Origin of the sequence: Haemophilus sp. HMSC071C11 (genome assembly GCF_001837655.1) — a bacterium.
GTDB lineage: Bacteria > Pseudomonadota > Gammaproteobacteria > Enterobacterales > Pasteurellaceae > Haemophilus > Haemophilus influenzae.
In genome coordinates this window covers 74,109-87,543 of record NZ_KV833450.1, presented here as the reverse complement: position 1 = coordinate 87,543, position 13,435 = coordinate 74,109, and the positions used below count along the sequence as shown (strand labels likewise).

At 37.9% G+C, this 13,435-nt stretch carries 12 protein-coding genes and 1 other annotated feature (1 of these 13 running past the window's edge); of the genes, 7 read left to right on the top strand and 5 right to left on the bottom strand.

Annotated elements, in window-relative coordinates; genetic code table 11:
• Positions 1-135: a sequence feature (His leader region), on the bottom strand (it extends 3 nt beyond the left edge of the window).
• 281 nt (positions 136-416) lie between these two features.
• Both HMPREF2644_RS08530 and HMPREF2644_RS08525 read left to right on the top strand, forming a co-directional pair.
• Positions 417-1,280, top strand: a complete 864-nt coding sequence (locus HMPREF2644_RS08530; RefSeq protein WP_011272075.1) for a YicC/YloC family endoribonuclease — start codon at positions 417-419, stop codon at positions 1,278-1,280.
• Between the two features lie 9 nt (positions 1,281-1,289).
• Positions 1,290-2,132 carry a CAF17-like 4Fe-4S cluster assembly/insertion protein YgfZ gene (locus HMPREF2644_RS08525; protein ID WP_011272074.1) on the top strand — a complete coding sequence of 281 codons (843 nt, stop codon included), beginning with the start codon at positions 1,290-1,292 and terminating at the stop codon, positions 2,130-2,132.
• A 42-nt stretch (positions 2,133-2,174) separates the two neighbouring features.
• On the opposite strand, the gene serA is transcribed toward HMPREF2644_RS08525, so the two are convergent.
• The 4 genes from serA to lon all read right to left on the bottom strand — a co-directional run bounded on the left by serA (position 2,175) and on the right by lon (position 7,909).
• The gene (gene serA, locus HMPREF2644_RS08520) at positions 2,175-3,407 is read right to left on the bottom strand and encodes a phosphoglycerate dehydrogenase (RefSeq protein WP_070828396.1); all 1,233 of its coding nucleotides are present in this window, start codon (positions 3,405-3,407) and stop codon (positions 2,175-2,177) included.
• A 29-nt stretch (positions 3,408-3,436) separates the two neighbouring features.
• Positions 3,437-4,096 (bottom strand): ribose-5-phosphate isomerase RpiA, encoded by a 660-nt coding sequence (gene rpiA / locus HMPREF2644_RS08515; protein ID WP_038440569.1) that lies wholly within the window; start codon positions 4,094-4,096, stop codon positions 3,437-3,439.
• A gap of 133 nt (positions 4,097-4,229) precedes the next feature.
• Positions 4,230-5,381, bottom strand: a complete 1,152-nt coding sequence (hemW, locus tag HMPREF2644_RS08510) for a radical SAM family heme chaperone HemW (protein ID WP_011272071.1) — start codon at positions 5,379-5,381, stop codon at positions 4,230-4,232.
• A gap of 116 nt (positions 5,382-5,497) precedes the next feature.
• Positions 5,498-7,909 carry an endopeptidase La gene (gene lon, locus HMPREF2644_RS08505; protein WP_042593312.1) on the bottom strand — a complete coding sequence of 804 codons (2,412 nt, stop codon included), beginning with the start codon at positions 7,907-7,909 and terminating at the stop codon, positions 5,498-5,500.
• Between the two features lie 192 nt (positions 7,910-8,101).
• Here lon and HMPREF2644_RS08500 point away from each other — a divergent pair, with 192 nt between their 5' ends.
• On the top strand, positions 8,102-8,977 hold the full coding sequence (locus tag HMPREF2644_RS08500) for a VirK/YbjX family protein (RefSeq protein ID WP_011272069.1): 876 nt from the start codon (positions 8,102-8,104) through the stop codon (positions 8,975-8,977).
• Positions 8,978-9,026: 49 nt separating this feature from the next.
• Here the strand turns inward: HMPREF2644_RS08500 and mazG are convergent, their stop codons facing one another.
• Positions 9,027-9,818, bottom strand: coding sequence for a nucleoside triphosphate pyrophosphohydrolase (gene mazG / locus HMPREF2644_RS08495; protein WP_011272068.1), 792 nt, complete (start codon positions 9,816-9,818; stop codon positions 9,027-9,029).
• 131 nt (positions 9,819-9,949) lie between these two features.
• Between mazG and pyrR the strand changes: the two genes are divergently transcribed.
• The 4 genes from pyrR (at position 9,950) to tmk (ending at position 13,262) form a co-directional block, all read left to right on the top strand.
• Positions 9,950-10,489 carry a bifunctional pyr operon transcriptional regulator/uracil phosphoribosyltransferase PyrR gene (gene pyrR, locus HMPREF2644_RS08490; protein ID WP_005626142.1) on the top strand — a complete coding sequence of 180 codons (540 nt, stop codon included), beginning with the start codon at positions 9,950-9,952 and terminating at the stop codon, positions 10,487-10,489.
• A 75-nt stretch (positions 10,490-10,564) separates the two neighbouring features.
• A complete protein-coding gene (locus tag HMPREF2644_RS08485) occupies positions 10,565-11,500 on the top strand; it encodes a peptidylprolyl isomerase (protein WP_038440577.1) in 936 nt (311 codons plus the stop codon).
• A 69-nt stretch (positions 11,501-11,569) separates the two neighbouring features.
• Complete coding sequence (mltG, locus tag HMPREF2644_RS08480) at positions 11,570-12,613, top strand: endolytic transglycosylase MltG (protein WP_011272066.1); 1,044 nt, start codon at positions 11,570-11,572, stop codon at positions 12,611-12,613.
• Positions 12,614-12,629: 16 nt separating this feature from the next.
• Positions 12,630-13,262, top strand: coding sequence for a dTMP kinase (gene tmk, locus HMPREF2644_RS08475; protein WP_038441426.1), 633 nt, complete (start codon positions 12,630-12,632; stop codon positions 13,260-13,262).
• The last annotated feature ends 173 nt before the right edge of the window (positions 13,263-13,435 follow it).

Genomic DNA, 13,435 nt, shown 5'->3' with positions numbered 1-13,435 from the left:
GAAAACCCCTCGAAAATTGCCTTCCGAGGGGGTATTTATTGCTTTTACACTGATTTTTATTACACTCGGAAGATATTTTATTATCTTCCAAACATACAATCACGCCTGAAAGATAATCAGGTGTGGTGATGATGGTAAGTGCAGATAAAATTCATATTGTATATGCTCGCTCAAATGTTATTAGATTTTATATTGCCTTAAAAATACACTTTAAAATTAAAAAAAGCAATTTTTTTGAAAAAAATTGTGTTTTTAGTACATTTTTACTATCGTTAAAATTTATCAAAAATGTTTACTTAAGAGGTATAATTTTCTAGATTTTTATTGTGTTAATTTTCTTTTCCCTTTCTGTGTTCATCTCGTTACAATACTTAGCGAATCAACTAAGACAAAGCTAAGACAAAATAGGAGAGCTTATGATTTACAGTATGACCGCTTTTGCACGCCTTGAAGTGAAAAAAGATTGGGGCGATGCGGTATGGGAAATTCGTTCCGTCAATCAACGTTATTTAGAAAACTTTTTCCGTTTACCCGAGCAATTTCGCGGATTAGAAAACACGTTGCGTGAGAAACTTCGTCAAAGTCTTACTCGCGGGAAAATTGAATGTTCTTTGCGTATTGAAACAAAAAAACAAACAAATGCTGAATTGAATTTAAATAAAGAACTTGCGAATCAAGTCATTCAATCTTTGCAATGGATTAAAACTCAAGCTGGAGAAGGTGAAATTAATTTGACAGACGTGTTGCGTTATCCGGGGGTGGTGGAAGCGCAAGAGCAAGATTTAGATGCGATTAGTCAAGATTTATTGACAGCCTTTGATGATTTACTGACCGATTTTATTGCAATGCGTGGTCGTGAAGGGGAAAAACTGAACGATATTATTCAACAACGCTTAGATGCCATTGCAGTAGAAGCGGATAAAGTGCGATCACAAATGCCAGCAGTTTTACAATGGCAGCGTGAACGGTTATTGCAACGTTTTGAAGATGCTCAACTTAATCTTGATCCACAGCGTGTGGAACAAGAAATGATTTTACTCGCTCAACGTGTTGATGTGGCGGAAGAACTCGATCGTTTACAAATGCACGTGAAAGAAACCACGAATATTTTGAAAAAAGGCGGTGCAGTTGGTCGTAAATTAGATTTTATGATGCAAGAATTGAATCGTGAATCCAATACCCTTGCGTCTAAATCCATTAATGCGGATATCACGGCTTCTGCGGTGGAATTAAAAGTGCTTATCGAACAAATGCGTGAGCAAATTCAGAATTTAGAATAGGAAAGCAGAATGTCTCAATTTATTTCTCTTACTCAATATCAACTGATTGAAGTACAGGGTGCGGATGTAGAAAAATATTTGCAAGGGCAATTAACTTCTGATGTTGTGCGATTAGCGAGTGGCGCAACGACGCTTACAGCTCACTGCGACCCAAAAGGTAAAATGAATGCAATTTACCGTTTGTTTAAAGTAAGTAGTGAACAAGTCTTTTTGCTCGTTAAGAAAGATATTTTGCCAAGCGCTCTGGATGCTTTGAAAAAATATGCGGTATTTTCCAAAGTTAGTTTTGATTTACGTGATTGGCAAATCATCGGCGTAATAGGTGAAAAATGTGGAAAAATTACACCGCACTTTTCATTGGAAATTGATGGACAGCGTTCAATTTTATTAAATGAAACTGAATTACCCGTGAATTTTAATGGCGATGAAAAAATTTGGGAAGTAGCCGATATTCAAGCAGGATTGCCAAATTTAAGTCCGCAAACACAAAATGAATTTATCCCACAAGCACTAAATTTACAGGCCGTTGAGCAAGCAATTTCTTTTACCAAAGGCTGTTATATTGGGCAAGAAACCGTGGCACGTGCGAAATATCGTGGGGCAAACAAACGTGCAATGTTTATTTTTAAAGCGCAAACTCAGCAGGAAGTGGAAATTGGCAGTGAAATCGAAATGCAGCTTGAAGCCAATTGGCGTAAGACTGGCACGATTACAAGTGCGGTCAATTTAGACGGTATTTTATGGTTGCAAGTTGTGATGAATAATGACATGGATTCAGAGCAACAATTTAGATTGCCGAGTAATGAAATACTGTTAGAGCGAGTGCAGTTACCTTATTCGATTACTGAATAAGAAAGCAAAAAAGATCAGGCATTACCCTGATCTTTTTTCTATTTAGTAAAGTACTCTAGCACGAATTGTGCCATCAATTTCCTTCAATTTTGTCAGTAATGGTGATGCATCATTCGTTTCTACATCAACGACAACGTAACCAATTTTCGGGTCAGTTTGTAAATATTGTGCGGCAATATTGAGGTTGGCTTCGACGAAAATTTGGTTCAGTTTGTTCAATATACCAGGGCGATTTTCATGAATATGCAATAAGCGTTTTGTTCCCTCGTGCTCTGGTAAAGAGACTTCTGGGAAGTTTACCGAAGAAAGGGTTGAGCCATTATCTGAATATTTAACAAATTTGCCTGCCACTTCAAAACCGATATTTTCTTGTGCTTCCGCTGTTGAGCCGCCAATATGTGGCGTTAAAATCACATTATCAAATTCGCGTAATGGCGAGACAAATTCTTCATTAATTGAAGCAGGTTCAACGGGGAATACATCAATTGCGGCACCCTGAAGTTTCCCGTCTTTTAAGGCTTGAGCGAGAGCATCAATATCTACCACAGTGCCACGCGCAGCATTGATCAAAATTGCCCCTTGTTTTAATTGTGCGATACGCGTTGCGTTCATTACGTTTTTGGTGGAGGGCAGTTCTGGCACATGTAATGAAACCACATCGCAAGAACTGAGTAATTCTTCAAGGCTACGAACCTGTTTTGCATTACCGAGCGGAAGTTTATTTTCAATATCATAGAAATACACATCCATGCCTAATGATTCGGCAATAATACTTAATTGTGAACCAATGTGGCCGTAACCAATAATGCCTAATTTTTTACCCCGCACTTCATAAGAGCCAGTCGCGGATTTATTCCAAACACCACGATGTACTTCGGCATTAGCCTGTGGCACATTACGCATAAGTAATAAAATCTCGCCTAATACAAGTTCTGCGACGGAACGAGTGTTTGAGAATGGCGCATTAAATACAGGAATACCACGTGCTTTTGCTGCATTTAAATCCACTTGGTTGGTGCCAATACAGAAACAGCCTACTGCGATTAATTTGGGTGCGGCTTCAATCATTTCTGCGGTTAAATGGGTGCGAGAACGTAATCCGATAAAATGTGCATCTTTAATGGCTTCTTTTAATTCATCACCATCCAGTGCTTTTTTATAGTAATCAATATTGCTATAGCCTGCCGCGTGGAGCGTATCAAGTGCGCTTTGATGCACACCTTCAAACAATACAAATTTAATTTTTGATTTGTCGAGTGAAACTTTGTTTGTCATATTTGCTTCCTTATGATTTTTATTATGAATTAGTCAATAATTTTGGCACCTTCAGGCGTGCCGACGATTACAACATCTGCGCCACGCAATGCGAATATCCCATTAGTGACGACACCTGCAACATTGTTTAATTCTTTTTCCATTTCAACTGGATTTAAAATACTGAAGTTGTGTACATCTAAAATCACATTGCCATTATCTGTAACCACGCCTTCACGATACTCAGGTGCGCCACCAAGTGCGACTAATTTTCTGCCCACTTGTGAACGAGCCATTGGAATAACTTCAACTGGCAATGGGAAAGTCGAACCTAACACATCTACTTGTTTACTAGAATCTACAATACAAATAAATTTTTTCGCTAATGCCGCAACGATTTTTTCACGAGTAAGTGCCGCACCGCCGCCTTTAATCATCATTTTTTGTGGATTGATTTCATCTGCACCATCCACATAAATATCTAAGCTAGAGACATCATTTGCATTAAATACTTCGATCCCTTGTTTACGTAATAATTCTTCTGATGCTTTTGAAGCCGCAACTGCGCCTTGAATTTTATTTTTGATTGTACCCAAAGCTTCAATAAAGCAGTTCACTGTGGAGCCACTGCCCACGCCAACAATTGTGTCAGCTGTTACATATTCTAATGCAGCTTGTGCGGCGAGTTTTTTCATTTCTAATTGATTCATTTCTTTTCCTTATTTCAATAAGTAAACGATTGCGTTACTTTATTACGAGCCTATCTAATAAACAAGTATAATTTTTTAGCGGGCGTTTTTCTCAAGCAATGTTCTTTCACGACTAGACTATTTCACGATTAGGCTATTCTTCAGTTAAAAATAATTCCAATAGTTCATTGAGAAATAACTTGCCGTGCTCAGTGATTTGCCAAGAATCAGCGTTTTCCACAATATAGTTTTGTTGAATGGCAAAATCAATTTGATTTTTCACCGCACTTTGCGACAAGCCTGTGTAATCTTCAAATTCTTGTTTGGGAACCGCTTCTAACAAACGAAAGCGATTCATAAAAAACTCAAAAGGGCGGTCAATTTCTGGCACGTTTTTTTCTTCGTAAAGATATTCGCCACGCAAATAACCTTTCGGGTGCTTGGTTTTAGAAAAGCGAGTAATCTCGCCAGTCGGAAACGTCAATTTCCCGTGTGCGCCACAGCCAATGGCTAAATAATCCCCAAATCGCCAATAATTCAAATTATGTTTACATTGAAAACCCGCTTTTGCGTAAGCAGACGTTTCATATTGCTGGTAGCCTGCCATCGTTAAAAGTTGGTGACCTTGCTCAAAAATGTCCCAAAGTGCGTCATCATCTGGTAATTTAGGTGGGCGATAAGCAAACATCGTATTTGGTTCAATAGTCAGCTGATACCAAGAAATATGGGGAGGAGATAGCTCAATTGCTTGACGAAGATCATCTAAGGCTTCTTCCAACGTTTGGTTAGGCAAACCGTGCATTAAATCTAAATTGAAACTTTTTAGCCCAGAAACTTTCGCTAAATTGACCGCACTTTTTGCCTCTGCTGCATTATGAATCCGCCCAAGACGTTGTAATTTATCATCATTGAAACTTTGAATTCCCATAGAAATTCGCATAATGCCTGCGGATACATAACCTTTAAAACGTTCAGCTTCTACCGTGCCAGGATTAGCTTCTAATGTGATTTCAATATTATCTTCAAAATCAATCTGTTTTTTTATTTCTTTTAAGAGATACGCAATGCTTTCTGCCGAGAACAAACTTGGTGTACCGCCACCAATAAAAATTGAATGGAGTTTTCGTTGTTGAATAGAATCTTTAAAGCGTTGCAAATCAGCCTGCAAATCTTGCAGAAGATGATAAATATAGTCTTGTTCTGGTATATCGCCTTTTTGTGCGTGCGAATTAAAATCACAATAAGGGCATTTTTGAACGCACCAAGGAATGTGTATATAAAGGGAAAGTGGGGGAAGTTTTAGCATTGTGTTATTAACAAGTTTTCAATTTGGAAAAGTATAAATTAACCTTGTGTAAAGATGAAATTATCATCTCTAAAATCAATAAAAGGGCTTGTTTTCACAAGCCCTAAAACATTCAATTAATTGACCGCTCTTTCTGATTTACTCGTCACTTTACGGCGTGGTGCTTTAGGTTTAGCCTTCACTTTAACAAACTCAATGCCCTCTGGTGGATTTTCCAATGCAAAACCAAGCACTTCATCAATGGTTTCTACCGCATGAATTGCAAGATTTTGTTTTACGTTTTCTGGAATTTCTTCAAGATCTTTAACGTTCTCTTTTGGAATTAATACGGTTTTAATTCCGCCACGATGTGCCGCAAGAAGTTTTTCTTTTAATCCACCGATTGGTAATACTTTACCACGTAAACTGATTTCTCCTGTCATTGCCACATCAGCACGCACAGGATTACCTGTTAAACAAGAAATTAATGCAGTACACATTGCAATACCTGCACTTGGGCCATCTTTTGGTGTTGCACCATCTGGCACGTGAATGTGAATGTCACGTTTTTCGTGGAATTCAGCATTGATACCCAGTTTATCCGCACGAGCACGCACAACGGTCATTGCCGCTTGAATGGATTCTTTCATCACATCGCCTAATGAACCAGTGAAAGAAAGTTTTCCTTTGCCCACAACAGAGGCAGTTTCAATAGTGAGTAAATCGCCGCCCACTTCTGTCCAAGCTAAACCAGTTACTTCGCCAATACGGTTTTGCGTGTCAGCTTTACCAAATTCAAAACGTTTTACGCCAAGATAATCGTGCAGATTATCTGAATTTACCGTGATAGATTTAAGTTTTGGATTTACTAATAAATTTTTCACGGCTTTACGGCAGATTTTTGAAATTTCACGTTCTAATCCACGTACGCCCGCTTCACGTGTGTAATAGCGGATAATATCTAAAATTGCACTTTCTTCTACGGTAAGTTCGCCTTTCTTCAAACCATTACGTTCAATTTGTTTTGCTAATAAATGGCGCATTGCGATATTAAGTTTTTCATCTTCTGTATAACCAGAAAGACGAATAACTTCCATACGATCCAATAATGGGCCTGGAATATTCATAGAGTTTGATGTTGCCACAAACATCACATCAGAAAGATCATAATCCACTTCTAAATAGTGATCGTTAAACGTGGTGTTTTGCTCGGGATCTAATACTTCAAGCAACGCTGATGCAGGATCACCTCGCATATCGGATGCCATTTTGTCGATTTCATCAAGCAAGAATAATGGATTTTTTACGCCCACTTTTGCCATCTTTTGAATTAATTTACCTGGCAATGCACCAATATAGGTTTTACGGTGACCACGGATTTCTGCTTCATCACGCACGCCGCCTAATGCCATACGTACATATTTACGACCAGTAGCATTGGCAATAGACTGACCAAGAGAAGTTTTACCTACACCTGGAGGGCCAACTAAACAAAGAATCGGGCCTTTCACTTTGTTTAAACGCGCTTGTACTGCTAAATATTCAAGAATGCGTTCTTTTACGCGATCTAAACCATAGTGATCGGTATCTAAAACTTGCTGTGCTTTAACAATGTCTTTTTTCACTTTAGAACGTTGATGCCAAGGCACTTGGATCATCCATTCAATATAACTGCGTATTACCGTTGCTTCAGAAGACATGGCAGACATCATTTTAAGTTTTTGTAATTCATTTTCTACTTTGTCACGCACATCAGCTGGCATGCCTGCCGCTTCCACCTTTTGATGCAGTTGTTCAACTTCATCAATGGTATCTTCATTTTCGCCACCATCCATTTCTTTACGAATGGCTTTAATTTGCTCGTTCAAATAATAGTTACGCTGGCTTTTCTCCATTTGTTTTTTTACACGACCGCGAATCCGTTTTTCCACTTGGAGAATATCAGCCTCTGATTCCATCATACCAAGCAAATATTCTAAACGTTCTTGCACATTAGCGAGTTCTAACGCATTTTGTTTATGGCGAATGCTTACAGGGAGATGGGCAGCCATTGTGTCAGCTAAGCGATCAACATCATCAATACGTTGAAGGGCATTGAGAATATCTGTAGGCACTTTTTTGTTGAGGGTAAGATAATTTTCAAACTCAGAAAGTACCGCACTTTTTGCCACCACTAACTCTTGTTCATCGCCATAAGTGGTTTCGATAGGGGTAATTTGGGCGGAAAAGCACTTTTCGCCGTCTTCAAGACTGTTAATTTTCGCGCGATTTTGACCTTCAACTAGCACTTTTACTGTGCCATCAGGTAATTTTAATAACTGAATAATGTTAGCAATGGTACCCACATCAAATAAATCTTCAGGGGTAGGTTCTTCCAAATCAGCTTCTCTTTGGGATACCAAAAGAATCTGTTTGTCATCGTTCATCGCTTCTTCAAGGGCATTAATTGATTTTACGCGCCCTACAAAAAGTGGCATCACCATATAAGGAAAAACGACAACATCGCGTAATGGCAATACGGGCATTGTACGTTGGGTATTCTTCGCCATAATTGGTCTCTCTTATAATTTCGTTCCGATAATTTGGGTAAATATTGGGGTAGGGAAAAAGGAATTCAAGGAAAAGATTATAACAAAATCTGAGTTATAAAGTGGGTTTTAAACAAAAAAGAATTTTGGCAAATGAAGTGATAATGGCTAAAATAACGAAAAATTTTATTAAATTTCACAAAATATTGAGTTATGTCCACGAAAAATCATTTTATTTTCCCCACTTACGTTCAAATGTATCCTTATTCTAAGGATCGCCCTTTTCTTAAACAAGTGCGGGAAAAATTACGCTATTATGGCTATAAATGGTTATATCAAAAGCAATGTCATCAATTAGTGGATTTCCTTAATACAGAAACGCAATGGCAGTCTTTATTTACACAAGATTATTATCGTACTAATACAATTCTGACGACCTTTTGCGATAAACGTTTTTCTGCTTCAGAACGTTTAACGGCGATTACGGAGAATTTACGTTTGGCAGAAGAAAAAATGGGACGTTCGCTTTGCCAACAATTATTAGATCAACAACATATCGTGCTAACCCAATTAACTGAGGATTTGCGTTTATCGTTGAGTATTAATCATATCGATCCCTTTGAAGGATATTTTTCTATTAATATTCGCAATCAAAATAACGAACGAGTATATGATGCGTCTTTCACTTTTTTAAGCCCGAATAAATTGCTTATCGCCTCAATTCAAGGCCCCTCAAGCGACAATGCACAAGAACTTGTGAAACAGGCTACGAAAGCATTACACGGTATGCGACCAATGTTTATGTTGGTTAATGCGTTCAAAATGCTTGCTGAAAAATGGCAATGTGAGTTAGTGGGCATTCCGCACAAAGCACAAGGAAAATACCGTCTTTCTGCTCGCAGTAAGATTTTGTTTAATTACGATGAATTTTGGCAAGAAAACCAAGGAGAATATCGCCATAACTATTGGCAATTACCTTTGCATATTGAACGCAAACAATTAGAAGATATCGCAAGTAAAAAACGTTCTATGTATCGTAAACGTTATGAAATGCTAGACCAAATGGCACTGGATATTCAGCAACTTTAACGAAGAAAGTGCGGTAAAAAATGAGAGAAATTTTTACCGCACTTCTCAATTAGTTTTCTTGTTTTTTCACTTCATCCCATAACAAATCTAATTCAATAAGTGGCACATTATTCACTTGCTTACCTTGTTGTTGAACCGCTTGCTCTACTGCTCGAAAACGACGTTCAAATTTTAAATTTGCTTTCCGCAATGCATCTTCAGGATCACATTTTAAGTGGCGAGCAAGATTGACGGTTGCGAACAATAAATCGCCGATTTCCTCTTCCACTTTATTTTGTTCAATCGAAGTGCGGTTAATTTCAGCTTGAACTTCTTCTAATTCTTCCCGCACTTTGTCAAATACGGGTGAAATTTCTTCCCAATCAAACCCTACTTTTGAACAACGTTTTTGTAATTTTGCCGCTCGCGTAAGAGAAGGCAAAGCACGAGGCACATTATCTAAAATAGAGGTTTCTTCACTTTTACCTTGTTTTTCTTTGGCTTTCATTTCGTTCCAACGGGAAAGGGCTTCTGTTTCGTCCCCCGCTTTTGCATCACCAAACACGTGAGGATGACGGCGTACAATTTTTTCAGCGATATCTTGTAACACATCGTCAAAAGTAAAGTATTTATCTTCCGTTGCAAGCTGGCTGAAGAAAACGACTTGCAACAATAAATCCCCTAATTCTTCACGTAAATTTGGTATGTCTTTTTTCTCAATGGCTTCGATTACTTCGTAAGTTTCTTCCGTTAAACAAGGAATCATGGATTCATAATTTTGTTTTAAATCCCAAGGGCATCCGCCATTTGGATTGCGAAGTTGGGCGATGAGTTGAATAAAATCTTGAATAGAGTAGTGCATAATTTTATTTCCTTTGATGGAATGTTTTGGATAGTATAACGAACAAGAAACATGGTGCAAATGCCGTCGCTTTTTAGGCGTATTTTCTTTATACTTTGTGCATTGAAATACTATTGATAAAGCTGGGAAAAATGGAAAAAATTATTATTGATCATGATCGTTTTCTTCGCACAATTTCGCGTATTTCTCACGAAATTATTGAAAAACATCAAACCTTAGATGATCTTGTTATTGTTGGAATTAAACGCCGTGGCGCGGAAATTGCAGAATTATTACAACGTCGAGTTGAAGAGTTAAGTGGTATAAATTTACCTTCAATGGAACTGGATATTACCTTTTATCGAGATGATTTAACTTTGGTTGATCAGGAAGATAAAATGCCAGTTTATAGTGGTTCATCACAATATTTGAATATTCAAGATAAAACCGTCATTTTGGTTGATGATGTGTTGTTTACTGGTCGAACCATTCGAGCGGCAATGGATGCGCTTACTGATTTTGGTCGTGCTGCAAAAATTGAATTAGTGATTTTTGTTGATCGTGGCCATCGTGAATTACCCATTCGTGCTGATTACGTAGGTAAAAATGTGCCAACAAGCCGTGATGAACTTGTACAAGTTCGTACTGAAAAACAAGATGGCTGTTACGAAGTTGCTATTCTAGGGAAATAAATCTTATCTATTGTGAACCTTCAATAGAATTGTTACTCTAACCAACGTTATGGACTCTTTTTTGATGAGATGAAAATGAAAAAATTTATTCTAAAATCTTTTTTATTGGCTACTTTAGGTTGTGTTGCTTTTACTTCTATGGCACAAGCGGAGGAACGTGTTGTCGCGACAGTAGATGGTATTCCTATTTTAGAAAGCCAAGTTCGTGCCAATATGGGTAAAAAAGGCGATCGCCAAAGTGCACTTGATAAAATTATTGATGATCTTTTAGTGCAAAAAGCGATTCAAGAATCTGGTGTGAAAATTGATCCTCGTGAAATCGATCGTGTTGTGGAAGACACTGCAGCTAGAAATGGCTTAACTTATGGTCAATTTTTGGATGCGTTAGATTATCAAGGCATTTCATTAAATACATTCCGTCAGCAAATTGCCAATCAAATGGTGATGGGGGCTGTACGTAACAAAGCTATTCAAGAAAGTATTGATGTAACGCGTGAAGAAGTGGTTGCACTTGGTCAAAAAATGTTGGATGAGGCAAAATCACAAGGCACTGCACAAAAAGTTACAGGTAAAGAATACGAAGTGCGTCACATTTTGTTAAAACTTAATCCATTGTTAAATGATGCTCAAGCAAAAAAACAATTAGCTAAAATTCGTTCTGATATTATTGCAGGTAAAACAACTTTTGCTGATGCGGCTTTAAAATATTCTAAAGATTATTTATCGGGTGCGAATGGCGGTAGTTTAGGTTATGCGTTCCCAGAAACTTATGCACCACAGTTTGCGCAAACCGTCATGAAAAGTAAACAAGGTGTGATTTCTGCACCATTTAAAACTGAGTTTGGTTGGCATATTTTGGAAGTAACTGGCGTACGTGATGGCGATCTTACAGCAGAAGCCTACACACAAAAAGCATATGAACGTTTAGTAAATACTCAATTACAAGATGCGACGAACGATTGGGTTAAAGCATTGCGTAAAAGAGCGAATATTCAGTATTTTAATAAATAACAAAGTATCAAAAATAAAGGGGCTTAATTGCCCCTTTTGTTGTTTTTTATTTTCTCTTTCTTATAGCTTATGAAGAAATTTTTAATTGCGATTTTACTTTTAATTTTTATTTTAGCGGGCGTGGCGAGTTTTGCTTATTACAAAATGACTGAATTTGTAAAAACACCAGTAAATGTGCAGGCAGATCAACTTTTAACTATTGAACGTGGCACAACAGGTTTAAAATTAGCCGCACTTTTTGAGCAAGAAAAGTTAATTGATGATGGGAAATTATTGCCTTATTTGCTTAAGTTGAAACCTGAGCTAAATAAAATAAAAGCAGGGACTTATTCTCTTGAGAATGTTAAAACTGTGCAAGATTTACTGGATTTGCTCAATTCCGGTAAAGAAGTGCAGTTCAATGTAAAATGGATTGAAGGAAAAACCTTTAAAGATTGGCGAAAAGATCTTGAAAATGCACCGCACTTGGTGCAAACCTTGAAAGATAAGAGTAACGAAGAAATTTTCACATTACTTGACTTGCCTGATATTGGTCAAAATCTTGAACTAAAAAATGTGGAAGGTTGGCTTTATCCTGATACTTATAATTATACGCCTAAATCCACAGACTTAGAGCTACTTAAGCGATCGGCTGAGCGAATGAAAAAGGCGTTAAATAAGGCTTGGAACGAGCGCGACGAGGATTTACCTTTGGCGAACCCTTATGAAATGTTGATTTTGGCTTCTATCGTGGAAAAAGAAACGGGTATTGCTAATGAGAGGGCAAAAGTAGCCTCTGTATTTATCAACCGCTTAAAAGCAAAAATGAAATTACAAACGGATCCAACGGTAATTTATGGTATGGGTGAGAATTACAGCGGTAATATTCGTAAAAAAGATTTAGAAACCCCAACGCCTTATAATACTTATGTGATTGATGGATTGCCGCCAACGCCTATTGCTATGCCAAGTGAAAGTTCGTTACAGGCTGTTGCAAAACCTGAAAAAACAGATTTCTATTATTTTGTGGCAGATGGTTCTGGTGGGCATAAATTTACCCGAAATTTGAATGAACATAACAAAGCGGTGCAAGAATATTTACGCTGGTATCGCAGCCAGAAAAATGCCAAATAAAAGTGCGGAAGAAAATATGAAAGGAAAGTTTATTGTCATTGAGGGCTTAGAAGGTGCGGGGAAAAGCTCCGCTCATCAGTCTGTTGTGCAAGTCTTGCATGAACTTGGTATTCAAGATGTCGTGTTTACACGCGAACCGGGTGGAACGCCACTGGCTGAGAAATTACGTCATCTCATCAAACATGAAACCGAAGAACCCGTGACAGATAAAGCAGAGTTATTAATGCTTTATGCGGCTCGTATTCAGTTGGTGGATAACATAATTAAACCTGCGTTAATGCAAGGGAAATGGGTGGTGGGCGATCGTCACGATATGTCATCTCAGGCGTATCAAGGTGGCGGACGTCAATTAGATCCGCATTTTATGCTTACTTTGAAAGAAACCGTATTAGGTGATTTTGAGCCAGATCTCACAATTTATTTGGATATAGATCCAATTGTCGGTTTAGCGCGAGCTCGTGGACGTGGTGAATTAGATCGTATTGAGCAAATGGATTTAGATTTTTTCCATCGCACTCGAGCACGCTATTTAGCGTTAGTAAAAGAGAATCCAAAAGCAGTCGTAATTAATGCTGAGCAGAGTATTGAACTTGTTCAAGCTGATATCGAAAGAGCGGTAAAAAATTGGTGGAAATCAAACGAAAAATGACCGCACTTTTAAAATAAAAAATCGGCAGAAAATTTCCTGCCGATTTTTTTGTTACAACTTAACTTAAAACGTCCACTGTAAATTCAGCGCACCTTGTTTAGCGTGATGATGTTTGCCTGTTTGGCGATTGAATGTAGCTTGTAAGGTTAAGCTCGTAGGGTGGGCGTAAGCCC

Coding starts and splice junctions, on each gene's coding strand:
- HMPREF2644_RS08530 (WP_011272075.1), top strand. CDS start 417: ATGATTTACAGTATGACCGCTTTTGCACGCCTTGAAGTGAAAAAAGAT.
- HMPREF2644_RS08525 (WP_011272074.1), top strand. CDS start 1,290: ATGTCTCAATTTATTTCTCTTACTCAATATCAACTGATTGAAGTACAG.
- serA (WP_070828396.1), bottom strand. CDS start 3,407: ATGACAAACAAAGTTTCACTCGACAAATCAAAAATTAAATTTGTATTG.
- rpiA (WP_038440569.1), bottom strand. CDS start 4,096: ATGAATCAATTAGAAATGAAAAAACTCGCCGCACAAGCTGCATTAGAA.
- hemW (WP_011272071.1), bottom strand. CDS start 5,381: ATGCTAAAACTTCCCCCACTTTCCCTTTATATACACATTCCTTGGTGC.
- lon (WP_042593312.1), bottom strand. CDS start 7,909: ATGGCGAAGAATACCCAACGTACAATGCCCGTATTGCCATTACGCGAT.
- HMPREF2644_RS08500 (WP_011272069.1), top strand. CDS start 8,102: ATGTCCACGAAAAATCATTTTATTTTCCCCACTTACGTTCAAATGTAT.
- mazG (WP_011272068.1), bottom strand. CDS start 9,818: ATGCACTACTCTATTCAAGATTTTATTCAACTCATCGCCCAACTTCGC.
- pyrR (WP_005626142.1), top strand. CDS start 9,950: ATGGAAAAAATTATTATTGATCATGATCGTTTTCTTCGCACAATTTCG.
- HMPREF2644_RS08485 (WP_038440577.1), top strand. CDS start 10,565: ATGAAAAAATTTATTCTAAAATCTTTTTTATTGGCTACTTTAGGTTGT.
- mltG (WP_011272066.1), top strand. CDS start 11,570: ATGAAGAAATTTTTAATTGCGATTTTACTTTTAATTTTTATTTTAGCG.
- tmk (WP_038441426.1), top strand. CDS start 12,630: ATGAAAGGAAAGTTTATTGTCATTGAGGGCTTAGAAGGTGCGGGGAAA.